Annotated in this window: 19 protein-coding genes; 12 read left to right on the top strand and 7 right to left on the bottom strand. The window is 72.9% G+C overall.

Features of this window, described 5'->3' with window-relative positions; all coding sequences use genetic code 11:
- Nucleotides 1–57: 57 nt before the first annotated feature.
- From SLP03_RS23585 to SLP03_RS23575, 3 genes are all read right to left on the bottom strand, one after another.
- The gene (locus SLP03_RS23585; RefSeq protein ID WP_319462807.1) at nt 58–540 is read right to left on the bottom strand and encodes a MarR family winged helix-turn-helix transcriptional regulator; all 483 of its coding nucleotides are present in this window, start codon (nt 538–540) and stop codon (nt 58–60) included.
- A 217-nt stretch (nt 541–757) separates the two neighbouring features.
- A complete protein-coding gene (locus SLP03_RS23580) occupies nt 758–1,162 on the bottom strand; it encodes a YjbQ family protein (protein ID WP_319462806.1) in 405 nt (134 codons plus the stop codon).
- A gap of 23 nt (nt 1,163–1,185) precedes the next feature.
- Complete coding sequence (locus tag SLP03_RS23575; RefSeq protein WP_319462805.1) at nt 1,186–1,593, bottom strand: hypothetical protein; 408 nt, start codon at nt 1,591–1,593, stop codon at nt 1,186–1,188.
- Nucleotides 1,594–1,781: 188 nt separating this feature from the next.
- Between SLP03_RS23575 and aceE the strand changes: the two genes are divergently transcribed.
- On the top strand, nt 1,782–4,523 hold the full coding sequence (aceE, locus tag SLP03_RS23570; protein WP_319462804.1) for a pyruvate dehydrogenase (acetyl-transferring), homodimeric type: 2,742 nt from the start codon (nt 1,782–1,784) through the stop codon (nt 4,521–4,523).
- A 146-nt stretch (nt 4,524–4,669) separates the two neighbouring features.
- Here the strand turns inward: aceE and SLP03_RS23565 are convergent, their stop codons facing one another.
- Nucleotides 4,670–5,116, bottom strand: a complete 447-nt coding sequence (locus tag SLP03_RS23565; protein WP_319462803.1) for an SRPBCC family protein — start codon at nt 5,114–5,116, stop codon at nt 4,670–4,672.
- Nucleotides 5,117–5,304: 188 nt separating this feature from the next.
- Here SLP03_RS23565 and SLP03_RS23560 point away from each other — a divergent pair, with 188 nt between their 5' ends.
- The 3 genes from SLP03_RS23560 to gltX are packed head-to-tail and all read left to right on the top strand — an operon-like array spanning nt 5,305 to nt 9,366.
- A complete protein-coding gene (locus SLP03_RS23560) occupies nt 5,305–6,633 on the top strand; it encodes a GH1 family beta-glucosidase (RefSeq protein WP_319462802.1) in 1,329 nt (442 codons plus the stop codon).
- On the top strand, nt 6,630–7,907 hold the full coding sequence (locus SLP03_RS23555; RefSeq protein WP_319462801.1) for an MFS transporter: 1,278 nt from the start codon (nt 6,630–6,632) through the stop codon (nt 7,905–7,907). Before SLP03_RS23560 ends, SLP03_RS23555 begins: the two co-directional genes overlap by 4 nt.
- Nucleotides 7,908–7,956: 49 nt before the next feature.
- Complete coding sequence (gltX, locus tag SLP03_RS23550; RefSeq protein WP_319462800.1) at nt 7,957–9,366, top strand: glutamate--tRNA ligase; 1,410 nt, start codon at nt 7,957–7,959, stop codon at nt 9,364–9,366.
- A 132-nt stretch (nt 9,367–9,498) separates the two neighbouring features.
- Here the strand turns inward: gltX and SLP03_RS23545 are convergent, their stop codons facing one another.
- On the bottom strand, nt 9,499–10,098 hold the full coding sequence (locus SLP03_RS23545) for a copper resistance protein CopC (protein ID WP_319462799.1): 600 nt from the start codon (nt 10,096–10,098) through the stop codon (nt 9,499–9,501).
- A gap of 246 nt (nt 10,099–10,344) precedes the next feature.
- On the opposite strand from SLP03_RS23545, the gene SLP03_RS23540 reads away from it, so the two are divergent.
- Nucleotides 10,345–10,998, top strand: coding sequence for a hypothetical protein (locus tag SLP03_RS23540; protein ID WP_319462798.1), 654 nt, complete (start codon nt 10,345–10,347; stop codon nt 10,996–10,998).
- Between the two features lie 130 nt (nt 10,999–11,128).
- Here SLP03_RS23540 and SLP03_RS23535 read toward each other — a convergent pair whose 3' ends face one another.
- Nucleotides 11,129–11,467, bottom strand: coding sequence for a hypothetical protein (locus SLP03_RS23535; protein ID WP_319462797.1), 339 nt, complete (start codon nt 11,465–11,467; stop codon nt 11,129–11,131).
- A 153-nt stretch (nt 11,468–11,620) separates the two neighbouring features.
- Nucleotides 11,621–12,166, bottom strand: a complete 546-nt coding sequence (locus SLP03_RS23530; RefSeq protein ID WP_319462796.1) for an orotate phosphoribosyltransferase — start codon at nt 12,164–12,166, stop codon at nt 11,621–11,623.
- A gap of 54 nt (nt 12,167–12,220) precedes the next feature.
- Between SLP03_RS23530 and SLP03_RS23525 the strand changes: the two genes are divergently transcribed.
- The 7 genes from SLP03_RS23525 (at nt 12,221) to SLP03_RS23495 (ending at nt 19,490) form a co-directional block, all read left to right on the top strand.
- Nucleotides 12,221–13,522, top strand: a complete 1,302-nt coding sequence (locus tag SLP03_RS23525; RefSeq protein ID WP_319462795.1) for a helix-turn-helix domain-containing protein — start codon at nt 12,221–12,223, stop codon at nt 13,520–13,522.
- Nucleotides 13,523–13,600: 78 nt separating this feature from the next.
- A complete protein-coding gene (locus SLP03_RS23520) occupies nt 13,601–14,770 on the top strand; it encodes an acyltransferase domain-containing protein (RefSeq protein ID WP_319462794.1) in 1,170 nt (389 codons plus the stop codon).
- Nucleotides 14,770–15,714, top strand: a complete 945-nt coding sequence (locus tag SLP03_RS23515) for a beta-ketoacyl-ACP synthase III (protein ID WP_319462793.1) — start codon at nt 14,770–14,772, stop codon at nt 15,712–15,714. Before SLP03_RS23520 ends, SLP03_RS23515 begins: the two co-directional genes overlap by 1 nt.
- 87 nt (nt 15,715–15,801) lie before the next feature.
- A complete protein-coding gene (locus SLP03_RS23510) occupies nt 15,802–16,041 on the top strand; it encodes an acyl carrier protein (RefSeq protein ID WP_088972559.1) in 240 nt (79 codons plus the stop codon).
- 2 nt (nt 16,042–16,043) lie between these two features.
- Nucleotides 16,044–17,270: a beta-ketoacyl-ACP synthase II gene (gene fabF, locus SLP03_RS23505; protein WP_319462792.1), complete on the top strand. Its 1,227-nt coding sequence runs from the start codon at nt 16,044–16,046 to the stop codon at nt 17,268–17,270.
- 22 nt (nt 17,271–17,292) lie between these two features.
- Nucleotides 17,293–18,717, top strand: a complete 1,425-nt coding sequence (locus SLP03_RS23500; RefSeq protein ID WP_319462791.1) for an acyl-CoA carboxylase subunit beta — start codon at nt 17,293–17,295, stop codon at nt 18,715–18,717.
- Between the two features lie 56 nt (nt 18,718–18,773).
- Entirely contained in the window at nt 18,774–19,490 is a 717-nt protein-coding gene (locus SLP03_RS23495) for a class I SAM-dependent methyltransferase (RefSeq protein WP_319462790.1), read from the top strand.
- Nucleotides 19,491–19,493: the final 3 nt, after the last annotated feature.

Below are 19,493 nucleotides of genomic sequence, written 5' to 3'. Positions count from 1 at the left end.
CAGCATTACCGACGAAGGGGCGCCTCGCCCACTCGGACACGATCCGCCCGCCGAGGCTCACTCGTCGCCGCACTGCTCCGGGCAGCCGCCGTCGGAGACCTTCCAGACCAGCTCACGAAGGGCGGACAGCTCGCCGGCGGTGAGCCCGCCCAACAGTCGCGAATCGGACATCACCTGGTGCACCCGGTCCCGCATCCGCCGGCCGGCGTCGGTCACCACGAGGGTCTTCTGGCGCCGGTCGGCCGGGTCGACCCGCCGCTCCACCAGGCCGGCCTGCTCCAGCTTGTCGACCAGCCCGGTGACGTTGGAGCGGTCGCAGCGCAGCTGCTCGGCGAGGTCCCGGGCGGGCAGCGGCCGGTCCGGGTCAAGCTCGTGCAGCGCGCGGGCGACGGCCGGCGTGAGTCCCAGCTCGGAGATCTCCACGTCCTGGTAGTGCCGGATCGCCGAGGCGATGTGCATGATCCGGCGCACCGCGTCCCCGGCCAGGCCGGAGCGGTCGCCGGCGTCGGGGCCGGCGGTGGGGACGGTGGGTTGCGCCATGTCTCACACCTTACTTGCCGGTAACTGGTTGATTACGTCTGCTATTGACGTATTGCTCCGACTCGCCGGGACCGCCGACGACAACAGCGAGCCTGAGGGGCGCAGATTCACGGAAAGAGTGGCCATTCCGCCCGGGATGGCCGCTCTTTCCGTGAATGAGGGCCTAACCGGGCCGGCGGCCGGCGCTGTGGGGCGGGTCGGGAGGTGGCCGGGAGGGTCAGGCTGGGAGGAAGGAGAGGCGGACCTTGCGGGTGGGGTTGTCGCCGTTGGTGTCGACCAGGCAGATCGACTGCCAGGTGCCGAGCGCCAGTCGACCGTCGATCACCGGCAGGGTCGCGTACGGCGGGATGAACGCGGGCAGCACGTGGTCCCGCCCGTGACCGGGTGAGCCGTGCCGGTGCCGCCAGCGGTCGTCGGTGGGCAGCAGATCGTCGATCGCCCGCAGCAGGTCGTCGTCGGAGCCGGATCCGGTCTCGATGACGGCCAGCCCGGCGGTCGCGTGCGGCACGAACACGTGCAGCAGGCCGTCGCCCTGGCCGGAGACGAACTGCTCGGCCTCGGCGGTGATGTCCCGGACGGTCGGCCGGGACCCGGTCTGGACGGTGATCACCTCACTGCGCATACGGCGCATTCTGCCGCAGCGGATCAGTTCCCGCCGCCACCTCCGCCGCCCGACCAGCCTCCGCCGTCACCGCCGCCCGACGAGCCCCCACCGTCACCGCCGCCGGACCAGCCGCCACCGGAGCCGCCGTCGCAGGCCGGCCCGTCGGGCCGCCCGGAGCGATCGTCGTAGCCGCTGACGTCCGTGCCGAAGCCGAAGGCCCCGGTCGGGCCGCCCACCGATCCCTCGAACCGGTACCCGCCGGCCGGGGGCCGCGACGCGACCGCGGACCTCCGTCCGAGGGTTGCCAGGCCCGCACCGAGCAGGACCAGGCCGAGCAGACCGAAGGGCGCCAGGGCCAGCTGACCCCGGTACAGGCCGGCCAGCGCGACCACCAGTCCGAGGCCACCGAGGAGGGCCACGCCGGCCCCGAGAACCAGCCGCGTCGTCATGGCCGCACGGTAGGAGGTCGGGGCAAGGGCCGGCCGGCCGGCCGGCGGCGCACTCGAGGATCGCTCAAAGTTACCGGTGGGTACCTGTGTTCAGCGTCGCGTCTGGGGGAGGGAGACGTGACGACGAGCGCCACCAGGGGGCAGGATGGCGCTAGAGACCTATCCCACACACAACCGAGGAAACGCCTGTGGCTACGGAACGCAAGCGCCCGGTGATCACCGCTGGTCTGCCGAGCCAGCTTCCGGACATCGACCCTGAAGAGACCGGCGAATGGGTCGAGTCGCTCGACGGTGTCATCGACGAGCGCGGAACCAAGCGCGCCCGGTACGTCATGCTGCGCCTGCTGGAGCGGGCCCGCGAGCGCCAGGTCGGGGTGCCCTCCCTGACCACCACCGACTACATCAACTCCATCCCGCCGGAGCGCGAGCCCTGGTTCCCGGGTGACGAGCACATCGAGCGGCGGATCCGGGCCTACATCCGGTGGAACGCCGCCATGCTGGTGCACCGGGCCCAGCGCCCGGGGATCGAGGTCGGCGGGCACATCTCGACCTTCGCCAGCTCCGCGTCGCTCTACGAGGTGGGCTTCAACCACTTCTTCCGCGGCAAGGACCACCCGGGCGGCGGCGACCACATCTATTACCAGGGCCACGCCTCCCCCGGCATGTACGCCCGCGCGTACCTTGAGGGCCGGCTGAGCGAGAACCAGCTCGACGGCTTCCGCCAGGAGCTGTCCCACCCGGACGGCGCGCTGCCGTCGTACCCGCACCCCCGGCTGATGCCGGACTTCTGGGAGTTCCCCACCGTCTCCATGGGTCTCGGCGGCCTGAACGCGATCTACCAGGCCCGGTTCAACCGTTACCTGCACCACCGCGGCATCAAGGACACCTCTGACCAGCACGTCTGGGCGTACCTGGGCGACGGCGAGATGGACGAGCCGGAGACGCTCGGCGCGATCGGTGTGGCCGCCCGCGAGGAGCTGGACAACCTCACCTTCGTGATCAACTGCAACCTCCAGCGCCTGGACGGTCCGGTCCGCGGCAACGGCAAGGTCATGCAGGAGCTGGAGGCGTTCTTCCGGGGTGCCGGCTGGAACGTGATCAAGGTGGTCTGGGGCCGCGAGTGGGACCCGCTGCTCGCGGCGGACACCGACGGCGCGCTGGTCAACCTGATGAACACCACGCCCGACGGTGACTATCAGACCTACAAGGCGGAGTCCGGGGCGTACGTCCGGGAGCACTTCTTCGGCCGCGACCAGCGGACCCGCAAGATGGTCGAGCACCTCAGCGACGACGAGATCTGGAACCTCAAGCGGGGTGGGCACGACTACCGAAAGCTCTACGCGGCCTACAAGGCGGCGATGGAGCACACCGGTCAGCCGACGGTGATCCTGGCCAAGACGATCAAGGGCTGGACGCTCGGCTCGCACTTCGAGGCCCGCAACGCCACCCACCAGATGAAGAAGCTGACCCTGGAGGACCTGAAGCTCTTCCGGGACCGGCTCTACCTGGACATCCCGGACAAGCAGCTGGAGGACAACCCCTACCTGCCGCCGTACTTCAACCCGGGTGAGAAGTCCGAGGAGATCCAGTACCTGAGGGAGCGGCGGCAGCAGCTCGGCGGGTACCTGCCGTCCCGGCGGACCAGCACCAAGCGGCTGACCATCCCGGGCCCGGAGCGGTTCGCCGACGTCAAGCGCGGCTCGGGCAAGCAGAAGGTGGCCACCACGATGGCCTTCGTCCGCCTGCTCAAGGACGTGATGAAGGACAAGGAGTTCGGCAAGCGCTGGGTGCCGATCATCCCGGACGAGGCCCGCACCTTCGGCATGGACTCGCTCTTCCCGACGGCGAAGATCTACTCGCCGCACGGCCAGCGGTACACCTCCGTCGACCGGGACTTGTTCCTGTCGTACAAGGAGGCCACCGGCGGGCAGATCCTGCACGAGGGGATCAACGAGGCCGGCTCGGTCGCCTCGTTCACCGCGGCGGGCAGCTCGTACGCCACGCACGGCGAGCCGATGATCCCGATGTACATCTTCTACTCGATGTTCGGGTTCCAGCGGACCGCCGACGGGCTCTGGGCGGCGGCGGACCAGATGGCGCGGGGCTTCCTGCTCGGCGCGACCGCCGGCCGGACCACGCTCAACGGTGAGGGCCTCCAGCACGAGGACGGCCACTCGATGCTGATCGCCGCCACCAACCCGGCGGTGGTCGCGTACGACCCGGCGTTCGGGTACGAGATCGCGCACATCATGGAGAACGGCCTGCACCGGATGTACGGCGAGGCGCAGGAGAACGTCTTCTACTACCTCACGGTCTACAACGAGCCGATCTTCCAGCCGGCCGAGCCGGAGGGCGTGGACGTCGAGGGCATCCTCAAGGGCATCTACCGCTACTCCCCCGCCAAGGTCGACGGGGACGCGCCGAGGGCGAACATCCTGGCCTCCGGCACCGGCATGCAGTGGGCGATGAAGGCGCAGCGGTTGCTCGCCGAGGACTGGGGCGTCGCCGCCGACGTCTGGTCGGTGACCTCCTGGACGGAGCTGCGCCGGGACGCGGTGGAGTGCGAGGAGCACAACCTGCTCAACCCGGGCGACGAGCAGCGGGTCCCGTACGTCCAGCAGAAGCTGGCCGACGCCGACGGGCCGAAGGTCGCGGTCAGCGACTGGATGCGCGCGGTGCCGGACCTGATCTCCCGCTGGGTGCCCGGTGACTACACCTCCCTCGGCACCGACGGCTTCGGCATGTCGGACACCCGGCACGCGCTGCGCCGGCACTTCCACGTCGACGCCGAGTCGGTGGCGGTCGCGACGCTGCGGCAGCTCGCGCTCCGCGGCGTGGTATCGGCCAACGTCCCGGCCGAGGCCGCCAAGAAGTACGCGCTGGAGGACGTCAACGCCGCCCCGGTCGGCGAGACCGGCGGCGACAGCTAGGTCGTGCGCGAGAAGGGCCCGGCACGGTGGTCTCCGTGCCGGGCCCTTCTGGCGCGGGCGGGCCGGCCGCGGAGTCGACAATGGCCCGGCGCCCCTGGCGGGGACGCCGGACCATCACCATCGCGGGCGACGCCGGGACGGACCGGTCAACCGACGGCGGCCAGGTCGGTAAGCCGGGCCAACGAGTCCTCCAGGTCGGCGCCGACCCGGCGGAGGCCGAGCCGGAGCAGGGCGGCCTTGACCGTACCGGCGGGCCACCGTACGACGATGAGCCGCACGATGGTCCCGCCCTCCTCCTCGTCCGGGGTCAGCTGTACGTAGATCTCGGTGCGCGCCTCGGCCCGGGCGCCGGCGCCCTTGGCCCGCTCGCGCCAACCGATCAGGGTGGGCTCCTGGTAGGCGATCACCTCGGCCTCGTGCGCCGAGCCGCGCCCGGCCTGGACCAGCTGTCGCCGACCGAAGCCCTCCCCCGAGAGGACCTCCGCCGCGCGGACCCCCGCCAGCCAGGCCGGCAACTGCTCGGCCCGCTGCACGACATCCCAGACCACTTCCACCGGCGCCAACACGTGCGCACTGCGCTCCACGAGGATCATTTCTGTCTTTCCCCCACTAAGGACACATCCGCGATATTACGCACTGTATGCGGTAAATCGGACTTACTCGGATGGGTTCGGAAAAGACACGCCGAAAACCCTTGCGCCGCCGACCCTCCCCGGCCTATGGCATATCGGCGGCCCGCGCCCTAGAGTCCCGAACACGCTTCGCATTTCTGGGAGGGCGAATGACGACCGCGCCGATGCCGGACTTCCCCGCCGGATTCCGCTGGGGCGTGTCCACCTCCGCGTACCAGATCGAGGGCGCGACCAGCGCCGACGGCCGGGGACCGTCCATCTGGGACACCTTCGCCCACTCCCCCGGCCGGATCGTCGACGGCAGCACCGGCGACGTGGCCTGCGACCACTACCACCGGTATCGCGAGGACGTGGCGCTGCTGGCCGGGCTCGGGGTGTCCGCGTACCGGTTCTCGGTCGCCTGGCCACGGGTGCAGCCCACCGGCACCGGGGCGGCCAACGCCGCCGGGCTGGACTTCTACGACCGGCTGGTGGACGACCTGCTCGACCACGGCATCGACCCGGTCGCCACCCTCTTCCACTGGGACCTGCCGCAGGCCCTGGAGGACGCCGGCGGCTGGCTCAACCGGGACACCGTCAACCGCTTCGCCGAATACGCTGACCTGGTCGCCGCCCGCCTCGGCGACCGGGTGAAGCTCTGGATCACCCTCAACGAGCCGTTCATCCACATGAGCCTCGGGCACGGCATGGGAGTGCACGCCCCCGGCCGGATGCTGATCTTCGACGCCTTCCCGGTGGCCCACCACCAGTTGCTCGGGCACGGCCTCGCGGTCTCGGCGCTGCGGGCGCGGAGCACCAGCCCGGTCGCCATCGCCAACAACTACTCCCCGGTGCGGCCGGCCGGCGACACCGGTGCCGACCGGGCAGCCGGGGCGGCGTACGACGCGCTGCACAACCGGCTCTTCACCGACCCGCTGCTCGGACTCGGCTACCCGGACGGGCCGGGCTTCGACGAGAGCGTGGTGCGCGCCGGAGACCTCGACGTGATCGCCGCGCCGATCGACGTGCTCGGGGTGAACTACTACAACCCCACCGGGATCCGGGCGGTCGAGGAGGACTCGCCGCTGCCGTTCGAGATCGTCCCGCTGGAGGGATACCCGCGGACCGCCTTCGACTGGCCGGTGGTCCCGGACGGGCTGCGCGACCTGCTCGTCGGGCTGCGCGACAGGTACGGCGACGCGCTGCCGCCGATCCAGGTCACCGAGAGCGGCTGCGCGTACGACGACGTGCCGGACGCCGCCGGCCGGGTGGCCGACCCGGAGCGGATCGCCTACCTGGACGGGCACCTGCGCGCGGTGCGGGCGGCGATCGACGAGGGCGTGGACGTGACCGGGTACTTCGTCTGGTCGCTGCTGGACAACTGGGAGTGGGCCGAGGGCTTCACCAAGCGGTTCGGCCTGGTGCACGTCGACTACGCCACCCAGCGGCGGACCCCGAAGTCGTCGTACGCCTGGTTCCGGGACGTGATCCGGCCGTGACCACGGTGAACCCGACGCCGACCTCGCTGCCGGCGGCGCTCGCCGAACCGACCGTGCCGGTCCGGCGGAGCTGGATCGCGCTGATCTTCGCGGCCAACCTGGGCGTCTGGATGGCCTTCTTCACCCCGATCCAGGTGCTGCTGCCGCAGCAGGTCGAACGGATCGCACCGGGCGACAAGGAGGCGATGCTCGCGGTCGTCACCGGGCTGGGTGCGCTCGCCGCGGTGCTGGCCAACCCGCTCGCCGGGGCGCTGTCGGACCGGACGGTGCTCCGGCTGGCCAACCGGCACCTGGGCCGCCGGCACGTCTGGACCGCCGCCGGCGCCGTGCTCGGCGCGGCGGCCCTGGTGCTGCTCGCCCGCCAGGACACCATCGCCGGGGTGGCGCTGGGCTGGGTCGCCGCGCAGGTCTGCTTCAACGCGATGCTGGCCAGCCTGACCGCCGCCATCCCGGACCGGGTCCCGGTCGCCCAGCGCGGCGGCGTCTCCGGCTGGGTGGGCATCCCGCAGGCGCTCGGCCTGGTGGTCGGCGCGGTGCTGGTCACCGCGCTGGTCACCGGCAACGCCGCCGGGTACGCCGCGATCGCGATCGCGATGCTGCTGCTGTCACTGCCGTTCGCGCTGCTCACCGCCGACGACCCGCTGCCCCGGGAGCACCGGCCGCCGCTGCGGCTGCGCGGGCTGCTCGCCTCGATGTGGATCAGCCCACGTAGGCACCCCGACTTCGCCTGGGCCTGGTTCACCCGGTTCCTGGTCCAGACCGGCAACGCGCTGGGCACCCTCTACCTGCTGTACTTCCTCACCGACGGGGTGCGCCACCCCGACCCCGAGGGCGCGCTGCTGGTGCTGATCCTGCTCTACACGCTCGGCATGATGCTGACCGCCGTGGTCGCCGGCCGGCTGTCGGACCGGTCCGGCCGGCGCAAGGTCTTCGTGATCACCTCGGGCCTGATCATGGCGGTGGCCGCGCTGCTGCTCGCCGTGGCGCCGGTCTGGCCGATGGCGGTGGCCGCCGCGCTGCTGCTCGGCGCCGGCTACGGGGTCTACCTGGCGGTGGACGCGGCGCTGATCACCCAGGTGCTGCCGGCGGCCACCGACCGGGCCAAGGACCTCGGCGTCATCAACATCGCGAACTCGGCGCCGCAGGTGCTCGGGCCGGCCATCTCCGCCCCGATCGTGGTGCACCTCGGCGGCTACCCCACCCTCTACGCGGTCACCGCGGCGGTCACCCTGCTCGGCAGCGCCCTGGTCCTCAAGATCCGTTCAGTGCCCTGACCCGGCCCCCTGGCGGAAAGCGGTCGCGGCCGGCCGTAGGCTGGGGGACGTGACGGTACGTGTGCGCTTCGCCCCTTCCCCGACCGGTATGTTCCACGTCGGCGGCGCCCGCTCGGCCCTGCAGAACTGGCTCTACGCCAAGCAGCAGGGCGGGGTGTTCGTGCTCCGCATCGAGGACACCGACGCGGCCCGCAACAAGCCCGAGTGGACCGAGGGCATCCTGTCGGCGCTGGACTGGATCGGCATCGAGCGGGGCAGCTACGAGGGTCCGTACTTCCAGTCCGAGAACGCCGGCGAACACCGCGCCGCCGCCCAGCGGCTGTACGAGTCCGGCCGGGCCTACTACTGCGACTGCACCCGCGAGGCCGTGCAGGCGCGGACCGGCTCGCAGTACCAGGGCTACGACGGCTTCTGCCGGGACCGGGGCCTCGGCCCGGGCGAGGGGCGGGCGCTGCGCTTCCGTACGCCGGACGAGGGCGAGACCGTGGTGGTCGACCTGATCCGCGGTGAGCCGACCTTCGAGAACAAGCTGATCGAGGACTTCGTCATCGCCCGGGGCGACGGCTCGCCGGTCTTCCTGCTGGCCAACGTGGTCGACGACATGACCATGGGGATCACCCACGTGATCCGGGCCGAGGAGCACCTGCCCAACACCCCGAAGCAGCAGCTGCTCTGGGACGCCCTCGGGGTCAAGCCGCCGATCTGGGCGCACGTGCCGGTGGTGGTCAACGAGAAGCGGCAGAAGCTCTCCAAGCGGCGCGACAAGGTCGCCCTGGAGGCGTTCCGGGACGAGGGCTACCTCGCCGGGGCGATGCGCAACTACCTGATGCTGCTCGGCTGGGCCCCCTCGGGCGACCGGGAGATCGTGCCCTGGTCGGTGATCGAGGAGGAGTTCCGGCTGGAGGAGGTGAACCCCTCGCCCGCGTTCTTCGACGAGAAGAAGCTGCGCGCGTTCAACGGCGAGTACATCCGGGCGCTGCCGGTCGAGGAGTTCATCAGCGCGTGTGAGCCGTGGCTGACGGGCACCGGCACCATCGCGCCGCCGCCATGGCAGCCGGAGGAGTTCGACGCTGCCGCGTTCGCCGCGGTGGCGCCGCTGGCCCAGACCCGCATCGCGGTGCTCAGCGACATCGTGCCGAACGTCGACTTCCTCTTCCTGGCCGACCCGCTGATCGACGAGGCGGCCTGGGCGAAGGCGATGAAGGAGGGCGCGGCCGACCTGCTGGACGCCGCGATCGCCGCCTTCGACGGGCTGGAGTCGTGGGACGCGGAGTCGCTGAAGGCCGCGCTGGAGGCGGTCGGCGCGGAGCGCGGCCTCAAGCTGGGCAAGGCGCAGGCGCCGGTCCGGGTCGCGGTCACCGGCCGGACCGTCGGGCTGCCGCTCTTCGAGTCCCTCGAGGTGCTCGGCCGCGAGCGCGCCCTGAGCCGGCTGCGCGCCGCCCGGGTCCGCCTGATCTGAGGTCCGGTCGCGAGGGGCCTGCCGGTCATCCGGCGGGCCCCTCCGTCGTACGTCCCGTCGCCGCCCCACCACGTCCATCGCGTCGTTGCGCGCGCCCGGCCACCGGAGGGCAGCCGGGCGAGGGGCGGACGGTCAGTCGCGCGCGGAGCGGCGGCGGAGCAGGACCGCCCCGCCGAGCAACCCGAGCACCACGACCGCGGCGAGCGCCCAGAGCCAGCCGGATCCGCCGTCGTCGGAGCGGCTGTCGGCGGCCGGTGCCGGGCTCGGCGGAGCGGCCGACGAGGTCGGGGCGGCGCTGGTCGCCTCGGTGCTGGTCGGCGCGGCGCTGGAGGTGGCGGGAGTCGCGGAGGGAGGTTCGGCCGGCGTACCGGTGGTGAGGGTGAAGCGGATCTCGCCGCTCACCGGATGGCCGTCGGTCGACCCGACCCGGTAGCCGACGATGTAGAGCCCGGCCGGACCAGGGGTGAACGGCACGCTCACCCGGTTCCCGGCAAAGGTGGGCGCGCCGCCCGTCGCCGGCACGTTGTCCGGCCCGGTGACTGCGATCTTCGTCGTGCCGGGGGCCGGGGTGGCGAGGAACCGGAGCTCGATCCGCTTCGGCGCGGCCGCGAGCCGCGCCCCGTTCCGCGGATCGCTGCCGGTCAACGAGTTGTGCGCGGCCGCCGGGGTGGCCGGCAGCAGCACCGACACACCGACCGCCACGCCGAGAACCGCTAGCCAGGTACGCGCCACGCGTGCCACGCTGCCCCCCATGAACCCCTCCGCAAAGGTACGATCCGCCCACTGATCAACGGGCTGCTCCTTAGTCGGTCCCAGATCGCAGATAGTTCCAATTACTCTTGCAGCAGCTGCAACCGAGCGACGTTCTGCGGAGTCTTTGAGGTGGGGGCACCAGATCCGTGGGCATGACCACCATCGTCGGCCGATCAACGTGACCTGCAGCGGAAGCCATCCATCGAACGGGGCGAGGAGGCGGCGATGGTCCGGAAGGTGAGGCGGCTGCTGGCCGCGGTGACGGGTGCGCTGATAGCCACGGCCTGTTCGCTGGCGCTCGCCGGCACCGCCCAGGCGGCGGGGCCCAAGCTGCCACCGGCCGGAGTGGACATCACCGGCGACCGGCTCAACCAGCCGCTGCGGCTACGCGCCGACACCCGACCCACCGACGTGGTCGCCGTCGTCGACCAGGTCAGCTGGCTCGGCCGGACCGGTCAGCAGCGCGGACCGGAGGCGAAGAACCTCGGTCCGAAGTACACGGTCGTGGTGCTCGCCGGGGACGTGCCGAGGCACACGTACGACCTCTACCCGCTGGCCAAGGGCGGCCCCCGCGTCTACCGGCCGGCCAAACAGCCCGACCTGAGCAAGACCCGGGCCGGCTGGTTCTTCGGCCGGCTCAACATGTCGGAGACGCTGCGCAGCGTCGGGGTGCCACTGGAGCGACAGTTCGACACGGTCAGCGGCGGCGTGGGCGGCGGCGAGCGGGCCATCCCGGAGGACTCGCTGAACCCGGGGCAGGACATCGACGACGCGATGCGCGAACTCCAGCGGCTGCTGCTGCTCAACGTCGGGGTGGTGATGGTCATCACGACCGGCCTCGCCGGGATCGCGCTGCTCATCCGGCGCCGCACCCACTGAGCGGGACGCCGTCGACCGACCGGCCGCCGGCTCCGGTCCCCGCTCAGACCTCCAGCACCACCTTGCCCCGGACGTGCCCCTCCTCCACCGGCCGCTGCGCCTCGGCGGCCGCCGCGAGCGGGACCGCGGGTCAGCACCAGCGGTGCGGCGGCCTTTCCCGACGGACCGTCCGGTTGCGGGGCCGGACCGCGCCGTGCCGGTGCGCGCCGGCCCAGCCGACCAGGTCGCTGCGGCAGCCCTGGGCGGCCTCCGGCTCGGGCACGGCCAGCTCGGCCGGCTCGGGCTCGCGCTGGCGCGGGGCGGACGGGTCGTCGTCGACGCGCTCGGGCCCGCGCCCGGCGTTCGGCTCCCCCGGATGCGTCACGCCGCTCAGCCGGCGAGGGTGCTTGGCGGACGCCGGCTGTTCGTGGTGGCCCAGCCGGCAGGGCTCGCCCTGGGCGCAGCCGTGCTCGGCCTCCCCGTGCGCCATCCCGGTCTCCTCACGCTCGCCATCGCCCGTCGGGCGGTCGCCCCGACGTGCTCTGACACCGTACTGGCCGGGCCTGACGGGCTGTGCGCCGCGTACCGGATCGGCCCGGGGTGAAGATCGGCCGGCCGGCCGGCCCGGGCCGCCAGCGGCCGCTCAGGCCCGGCGGTGGGCTTCGAGGTCGGCGCGGGTGAGCAGGGCACGCAGCGCGACACCGTGAGCGGCGAGCGCGTCCGTACCGCCCTCGGACCGGTCGATCACGCAGAGCGCGTAGTCGATCCGGGCGCCCAGCTCGCGGAGCTGACCCGTGGAGGTCACCACCTGACCACCGGAGGTGACCACGTCCTCCACCACCAGGACGCGGCGCCCGGCGACGTCGGCCCCCTCCGCCAGCCGTGCGGTCCCGTACGCCTTCGCCGTCCTGCGGACGAAGGCGCAGGGCAGCCCCACGTGCCGGGCCAGCGCGGTGACCACGGGAATGCCACCCATCTCGAGACCGGCCAGCACCTCCGTGTCGGGCGGGACCAGCCCGGCCAGCCCGGCGGCGACCCGGTCCAGCAGCACGGGGTCGGCCTCGAACCGGTACTTGTCGAAGTACTCGTCGGCGATGCGGCCGGAGCGCAGCACGAAGCGTCCGGTGAGTCGGCAGGTGGTGTCGATGTCGCGGGCCAACGCCGCGAGGTCATGGTCCAGGTCGGTCACGGAGATCATTCTCGCCGGCCGCGGTCGGGGATCGTCGAGCGCGCCCCCCTCGGTGTGGAGTCCCTGCTCAGGGCGTGTCAGGCTGGAGCGGTGAGCGAGCCGGGCGCCAGCGACCTGTCGGCCACGCTGCGCCGGATCGAACGGGCGGCGGGGGCGCTGGCCACCGCCAGCGTGGCCCGGATGGACGAGTCGCTGCCCTGGTTCCGGGAGCTGCCGGCCGACCAGCGTTCCTGGGTCATGCTGGTCGCCCAGGCGGGCGCCCGGTCGCTGGTGCAGTGGCTGCAGTCCGGTGGCGGCACGGCGGACAGCACCCAGGAGGTCTCCGACGAGGTCTTCGCCACCGCCCCGCAGGCCCTCGCCCGCTCGATCAGCCTCCAGCAGACCGTGGCGCTGATCAAGGTGACCATCGACGTGGTCGAGGAGCAGGTGTCGCACCTGGCCGCGAAGGGCGAGGAGCAGCAGCTGCGCGAGGCGGTGCTGCGCTTCTCCCGGGAGATCGCCTTCGCCGCCGCCCGGGTCTACGCCCGCGCCGCCGAGTCCCGTGGCTCGTGGGACGCCCGGTTGCAGGCGCTGCTGGTGGACGCGCTGCTGCGCGGCGACTCGCCGGACGTTCTGGCCAGCCGGGCGGCGGCGCTGGGTTGGACGGACGCGCCGCCGGTGGCGGTGGCGGTGGGCCGCTCCCCCGGCGGCGAGGTGGCCGCCGTGCTGCACACCGTCTACCGGCAGGCCCGGCGGATCGGGGTGGAGGTGATCGGCGGCGTGCACGGCGACCGGCTGGTCATCGTGCTCGGCGGGGCGCCCGACCCGGTGGCCGCGACGGAGAAGCTGCTGACGGCGTTCGGCGACGGGCCGGTGGTGGTCGGTCCGGCCGTACCCAGTCTGGACGAGGCGACGGACTCGGCGCGGGCGGCGCTGGCCGGCTTCCGCGCGGTCCCGGCCTGGCCGACCGCGCCCCGCCCGGTGCCGGCCGCCGACCTGCTGCCCGAGCGGGCCCTGGCCGGCGACGCGGAGGCCCGCCGCCGGCTCCGGCACGACGTGTACGCCACGCTGGTCCGGGCCGGCGGTGAGCTGCTGGAGACCCTGGACGCGTTCTTCGCCGCCGGGGGCACCCTGGAGAGCGCCGCCCGGGCGCTCTTCGTGCACCCGAACACCGTGCGCTACCGGCTCAAGCGGATCGCCGAGGTGACCGGCTTCTCGCCGCTGATGCCCCGCGACGCGTTCGCCCTCCAGGTGGCGCTGACCGTGGGTCGGCTGGACCCGGTCGTCCCCGGGGTCGCACCCGTACCGACCCAGACAATGACCCCGGGCGCCCGGAAAACGTCACAAACAGGTGATGATCACCGCCGATTTTTGTAGGATCCCTCCAAAGGTTCTAGTGCGGTTTGGTGCCGCACGTTACAGCGCGACCCGCGAGTATCCGTCAGAGTCATAGACGTGCTCGCCGTACTCTCGCCCGGCCAGGGTTCCCAGAAACCCGGCTTCCTGACTCCTTGGCTCGACCTGACCGGCTCCGAAGCGCGCCTGCGCTGGTGGTCCGCGCTGGCCGGCGTCGACCTGGTCCACCTCGGCACGAAGGCCGACGCCGAGGAGATCAAGGACACCGCCCGCACCCAGCCGCTGCTGGTCGCGGCCGCGCTGCTCGCCGCCGAGCACCTGCCGATGTACGACGTCTCGGTGACCGCCGGGCACAGCGTCGGCGAGCTGGGCGCCGCCGCCCTCGCGGGGGTGCTGCCCGCCGAGGCGGCGATCACCCTCGCCGGCGTCCGCGGCCGGGAAATGGCCGCCGCCTGCGCGCTGGAGCCCACCGGGATGGCCGCCGTGCTGGGCGGCGACCCGGACGAGGTGCTCGCCGCGATCGAGGCGCACGGGCTGTACCCGGCCAACCGCAACGGCGCCGGCCAGATCGTCGCCGCGGGCGCGGTGGGCGGCCTGGACAAGCTGGCCGCCGAGCCGCCGGCGAAGACCCGGGTGATCCGGCTCCAGGTGGCCGGCGCCTTCCACACGCCGTACATGGGCCCGGCCGAGGCCGCGCTGGCCGGCGTCGCCGCCGGCATCACCCCGGCCGATCCGGTCCGGATCCTGCTGTCCAACCTCGACGGCTCGGCGGTCAACCACGGCCGGGAGATGGTGCAGCGGCTGGTCCGGCAGGTGACCGCGCCGGTGCGCTGGGACCTGTGCATGCGCACCCTGACCGACCTCGGCGTGACCGGGGTGATCGAGCTGCCCCCGGCGGGCACCCTGGCCGGCCTGGTCAAGCGGGAGCTGAAGGCCACCGGCGTCCCCGAGATCGTCACCCTGAACACCCCCGACGACCTGCCCGCGGCGCGGGACCTGATCGCCCGGCACAGCGGCCTGCGCGGCCACGAGCCGGTGATCCAGTTCCGGGTAGTGGTCTCCCCCGCCGCCGGCACCTTCGAGCCGGCCGCCGACCTGGCCGAGGGCGCGGATCTGCGCGTCGGCCAGGTCATCGGTCACGTCGCCACCCGGCAGGGGTCGGTCGAGGTGACCGCGCACGACAGCGGGCTGCTCACCGAGTGGCTCGCCCACCACGACGACCCGGTCGCCCCGGGCCAGCCGCTCGCCCGCATCGGAGGACAGCACTAATGGCAGGCAGTCGGATCGTCTCGATGGGGCACTACCAGCCGTCCCGGGTGGTGACCAACGACGACCTCGCCCAGCTCGTGGACACCAACGACGAGTGGATCCGGGACCGGGTCGGCATCGTCACCCGGCGGATCGCCGGTGACGAGACGGTGGCCGACATGGCCACGGCCGCCGCCGGCAAGGCGCTGGCCAACTCCGGTCTCACCGCCGCCGACATCGACCTCGTCGTGGTGGCCACCTGCACCTCGGTCGACCGCAGCCCGAACGTGGCCTGCCGGATCGCCGCGAAGCTCGGCATCACCGCCCCGGCCGCGTACGACATCAACACCGCCTGCTCCGGTTTCGCGTACGCCCTCGGCACCGTCGACCACGCCATCCGGGCCGGGGCGGCGCGCAACGCGATCGTCATCGGCGCCGAGAAGCTCTCCGACTTCATCGACTGGACCGACCGCTCCACCTGCATCATCTTCGGCGACGGCGCCGGCGCGGCCGTGGTGACGGCCGCCGCCGAGGGCGAGCCGGCCGGGGTGGGCCCGGTGGTCTGGGGCTCGGTGCCGGAGAAGAGCGACGCGGTCCGCATCGAAGGGTGGCGCCCGTACATCGCGCAGGAGGGGCAGGCGGTCTTCCGCTGGGCCACCACCGCGCTGGCCCCGCTGGCGCTGCAGGCCTGCGAGAAGGCCGGGGTGGCGCCATCGGAGCTGGCCGCGTTCGTGCCGCACCAGGCCAACGCCCGGATCATCGACGGCATCGTCAAGCGGCTCAACATCCCCAACGCGATCATCGCCAAGGACATCGTCGAGTCCGGCAACACCTCGGCGGCGAGCGTGCCGCTGGCCCTGTCCAAGCTGGTCGAGCGCCGGGAGGTGCCCGCGGGCGCCCCGGTGCTGCTGTTCGGCTTCGGCGGCGGCCTGACCTACGCCGGTCAGGTCGTCCGCTGCCCCTGAAGACCCCCTCGGGCGCGAACGCACCGAGGAGCGACGACCGGCGTCGCCGGCCGTCGAGTTGACCCCCGATGAAAGGAACCAACCGCAATGACCCGTGACGAGATCACCGCCGGCCTCGCCGAGATCCTCGAAGAGGTTGCCGGCGTGAACCCGGACGACGTGGCCGAGGGGAAGTCCTTCACCGACGACCTCGACGTCGACTCCCTCTCCATGGTGGAGGTCGTGGTGGCCGCCGAGGAGAAGTTCGGCGTCAAGATCCCGGACAACGAGGTGCAGAACCTCAAGACCGTCGGGGACGCCGTCAGCTACATCGCGGCGCAGTCCTGATCATGAGTCGCCCCGACGTCGTCGTCACCGGGCTCGGCGCGACGACCCCGCTCGGCGGGGACGTCGCGTCGACCTGGGACGCCATGCTCGCCGGCCGCTCCGGGGTGAGTGCGCTCACCCAGGAGTGGGCCGGCCAACTCCCCGTCCGGATCGCGGCCCAGCTCGCGGTGGACCCGTCCGAGGTGCTGGACCGCATCAAGCTGCGCCGGCTGGACCGGTCCGAGGCGATCGCGATCATCGCGGCGCAGCAGGCCTGGGCCGACGCCGGCCTGGCCAACTCCGGGCTGGACCCGGAGCGGCTGGCGGTCAGCGTCGGCTCCGGCATCGGCGGTGCCACCACCATGCTCGCCCAGGACGACATCCTGGAGGCGTCCGGGCCGCGGCGGGTCTCCCCGCACACGGTGCCGATGCTGATGCCGAACGGTCCGGCCGCCTGGGTCGGGTTGGAGCTGGGCGCCAAGGCCGGCGTGCACTCGGTGGCCAGCGCCTGCGCGACCGGCGCGGAAGCGATCGCGCTCGGCCTGGACATCATCCGCGCCGGCCGGGCCGACGTGGTGGTGGCCGGCGGCACCGAGGCGGTCATCCACCCGCTGCCGATCGCCGGCTTCGCCTCGATGCGGGCCATGTCGACCCGCAACGACGAACCGGAGCGGGCCTCCCGCCCCTGGGACAAGGGCCGCGACGGCTTCGTCCTCGGCGAGGGCGCGGGCGTGCTGGTCCTGGAGCGCGCCGACCACGCCGCCGCCCGCGGCGCCCGGGTGTACGCGCGCCTCGCCGGCGCCGGCATCACCTCCGACGCGTACGACATCGTGCAGCCGCACGCCGAGGGCGAGGGCGCGATCCGGGCCATCGCGAAGGCGATCGCCGACGCAGACATCGCGAAGACGGACATCACGCACGTCAACGCGCATGCCACCTCCACTCCGGTGGGCGACATGCTGGAGATCGGCGCGCTGCACAAGGCGCTCGGCGACCACCCGGTGCTCTCCGCCACCAAGTCGATGACCGGGCACCTGCTCGGCGCGGCCGGCGCGCTGGAGTCGATCGCCGCCATCCTGGCCATCCGCGACAGTCTCGTACCGCCGACGATCAACCTGGACGACCCGGACGAGGGTCTGACCATGGACGTGGCCGCCCACAAGGCGCGCCACCTGGAGATCCCCGCCGCGCTGAACAACGCGTTCGGCTTCGGCGGTCACAACGTGGCTCTCGTCTTCACGCGGGCCTGAGACCACAGCCTTGGAGGCACCAGTGACCACGACCGCCGTCCGCGCGGACAGCTCGACAGTGGACTACCGAGATCCCGAGGTCCGGCTCCGGGCCCTGTTCGACGCCGGCTCGCTGCGCCTGATGGCGCCGCGGGACACCTCCGGCGTGCTCTGGGCCCGGGGTGAGATCGACGGGACGCCGGCGATCGCGTACGCCACCGACGCCACGAGGATGGGCGGCGCGATGGGCACCGACGGGTGCCGGCACGTCGTCGACGCGATCGACACCGCCGTCCGGGAGCGGGTGCCGGTGCTCGGCCTGTGGCACTCCGGCGGCGCCCGGCTGGCCGAGGGCGTCGTCGCCCTCGACGCCGTCGGGCAGGTCTTCGCCGCCATGGTCCGGGCCTCCGGCCGGGTGCCGCAGATCTCGGTGGTGCTCGGCCCGGCAGCCGGTGGCGCCGCGTACGGCCCGGCGCTCACCGACATCGTGGTGATGAGCGGCGCCGGCCGGATCTTCGTCACCGGCCCCGAGGTGGTCCGCAGCGTCACCGGCGAGCAGGTCGACATGGAGCGGCTGGGCGGCCCCGAGCCGCACGGCCGGCGCTCCGGCGTGGTGCACGTGACCTGCGCCGACGACGAGACGGCGATGGTCGAGTCGCGGAAGCTCGCCGCGCTGCTCGGCCGCCAGGGGCGGCTCTCCCCCGACGACGTGCCGGCCGGTGTGACGGACGGGCACGACCTGACCGCGAAGATGCCGGCCGAGACCAACCGGGCGTACGACGTGAAGCCGGTGGTCAAGGCGCTGCTCGACGCTCCGGGCGTGGAGTTGCACGCCAAGTGGGCGCCGAACGTCGTCACCACGCTCGGCCGGTTCGCCGGCCGGACGGTCGGCGTGATCGCCAACAACCCGCTGCGGCTCGGTGGCTGCCTGGACGCGTCCAGCGCCGAGAAGGCGGCCCGGTTCGTGCGGATGTGCGACTCGCTCGGGGTGCCGCTGATCGTGCTGGTCGACGTCCCCGGCTACCTGCCCGGCCTGGGCCAGGAGTGGGACGGCGTGGTCCGGCGCGGCGCGAAGCTGCTGCACGCGTTCGCCGAGGCGGTGGTGCCGCGGGTGACGCTGGTGACCCGCAAGGCGTACGGCGGCGCGTACATCGCGATGAACTCCCGGTCGCTCGGCGCCACCGCGGTCTTCGCCTGGCCGAACGCGGAGGTCGCGGTCATGGGCGCCAGCGCGGCGGTCAACATCCTGCACCGCAAGAAGCTGGCCGCCGCCCCCGCCGAGGAGCGGGAGGCGCTGCGCGCCCAGCTGATCGAGGAGCAGATTCAGGTCGCCGGTGGCGTCAACCGGGCGCTGGAGATCGGCGTGGTGGATGACGTGATCAAGCCGGAGGAGACCCGGCGCCGGATCGCCGAGGCGCTCGCCGGGGCGCCGGCCGCCCGGGGCGCGCACGGCAACATCCCGCTGTAACGACGGCCTTCGGCAGGGCCCCTCCAGCACGGAGGGGCCCTGTTACCGTCTGCGGCGTGGAAGGGACCGAGATCCGCAAGCTCGCCGCGCTCGAGGACACCCACTGGTGGTACCGGGAGCGGCGCGCCCTGCTGGGCCGGGCGCTGCGCCGGCTGGCGGCGGCCGGGACGCGACCGGAGCGGGCGCTGGACATCGGCGCGGCCGGCGGCGGCAACACCCGGGTGCTGCGGGCGCACGGCTGGCGGCCGCTGGCCCTGGAGTACAGCACGGAGGGCGCCGAGGTGGCCCGGGAACGCGGCCTGGACGTGATCCGGGCGGACGCCCGGCACCTGCCGGTCGGGTCGGCCAGCCTGGGCCTGGTGGTCGCCTTCGACATCCTGGAGCACTTCGACGAGGACCACCTCGCCGCCGCCGAGATCGGCCGTGCCCTGCGCCCGGGCGGGACCGCGCTGATCGCGGTGCCGTGCGACATGCGGCTCTGGTCCGCGCACGACGTGGCGGTCGGGCACGTCCGGCGTTACGACCGGGGTTCGCTGCGGGCGGTGGTGCAGAAGGCCGGCCTGGTCGTGGACGAGCTGTGGAGCTGGAACGTGGTACTCCGCCCGGTCGCGGCGTGGCGGCGGCGCAGCTCCACCGGCAGCGACCTGGACGAGTTGCGCCCGGTGGTCAACCTCGGGCTGCGCACGATCATCACCGCCGAGCGGTACCTGCCGGTGAAGTCGCTCCCCGGCGTCTCGCTGATGCTGCGCGCCCACCGCCCGGCCGAGGGCTGATGT

Source organism: Micromonospora sp. RTP1Z1 (assembly GCF_033804685.1).
In the GTDB taxonomy this organism is placed as follows: Bacteria; Actinomycetota; Actinomycetes; order Mycobacteriales; family Micromonosporaceae; genus Micromonospora.
Note: the sequence above shows the minus strand (reverse complement) of the source record. Positions and strands in the feature narration are given on the sequence as shown.

Excerpts from the sequence above, each read along its gene's own strand:
- SLP03_RS23585 (WP_319462807.1), bottom strand. The coding sequence starts at position 540 with ATGGCGCAACCCACCGTCCCCACCGCCGGCCCCGACGCCGGCGACCGC.
- SLP03_RS23580 (WP_319462806.1), bottom strand. The coding sequence starts at position 1,162 with ATGCGCAGTGAGGTGATCACCGTCCAGACCGGGTCCCGGCCGACCGTC.
- SLP03_RS23575 (WP_319462805.1), bottom strand. The coding sequence starts at position 1,593 with ATGACGACGCGGCTGGTTCTCGGGGCCGGCGTGGCCCTCCTCGGTGGC.
- SLP03_RS23565 (WP_319462803.1), bottom strand. The coding sequence starts at position 5,116 with ATGATCCTCGTGGAGCGCAGTGCGCACGTGTTGGCGCCGGTGGAAGTG.
- SLP03_RS23560 (WP_319462802.1), top strand. The coding sequence starts at position 5,305 with ATGACGACCGCGCCGATGCCGGACTTCCCCGCCGGATTCCGCTGGGGC.
- SLP03_RS23540 (WP_319462798.1), top strand. The coding sequence starts at position 10,345 with ATGGTCCGGAAGGTGAGGCGGCTGCTGGCCGCGGTGACGGGTGCGCTG.
- SLP03_RS23535 (WP_319462797.1), bottom strand. The coding sequence starts at position 11,467 with ATGGCGCACGGGGAGGCCGAGCACGGCTGCGCCCAGGGCGAGCCCTGC.
- SLP03_RS23515 (WP_319462793.1), top strand. The coding sequence starts at position 14,770 with ATGGCAGGCAGTCGGATCGTCTCGATGGGGCACTACCAGCCGTCCCGG.
- SLP03_RS23510 (WP_088972559.1), top strand. The coding sequence starts at position 15,802 with ATGACCCGTGACGAGATCACCGCCGGCCTCGCCGAGATCCTCGAAGAG.
- fabF (WP_319462792.1), top strand. The coding sequence starts at position 16,044 with ATGAGTCGCCCCGACGTCGTCGTCACCGGGCTCGGCGCGACGACCCCG.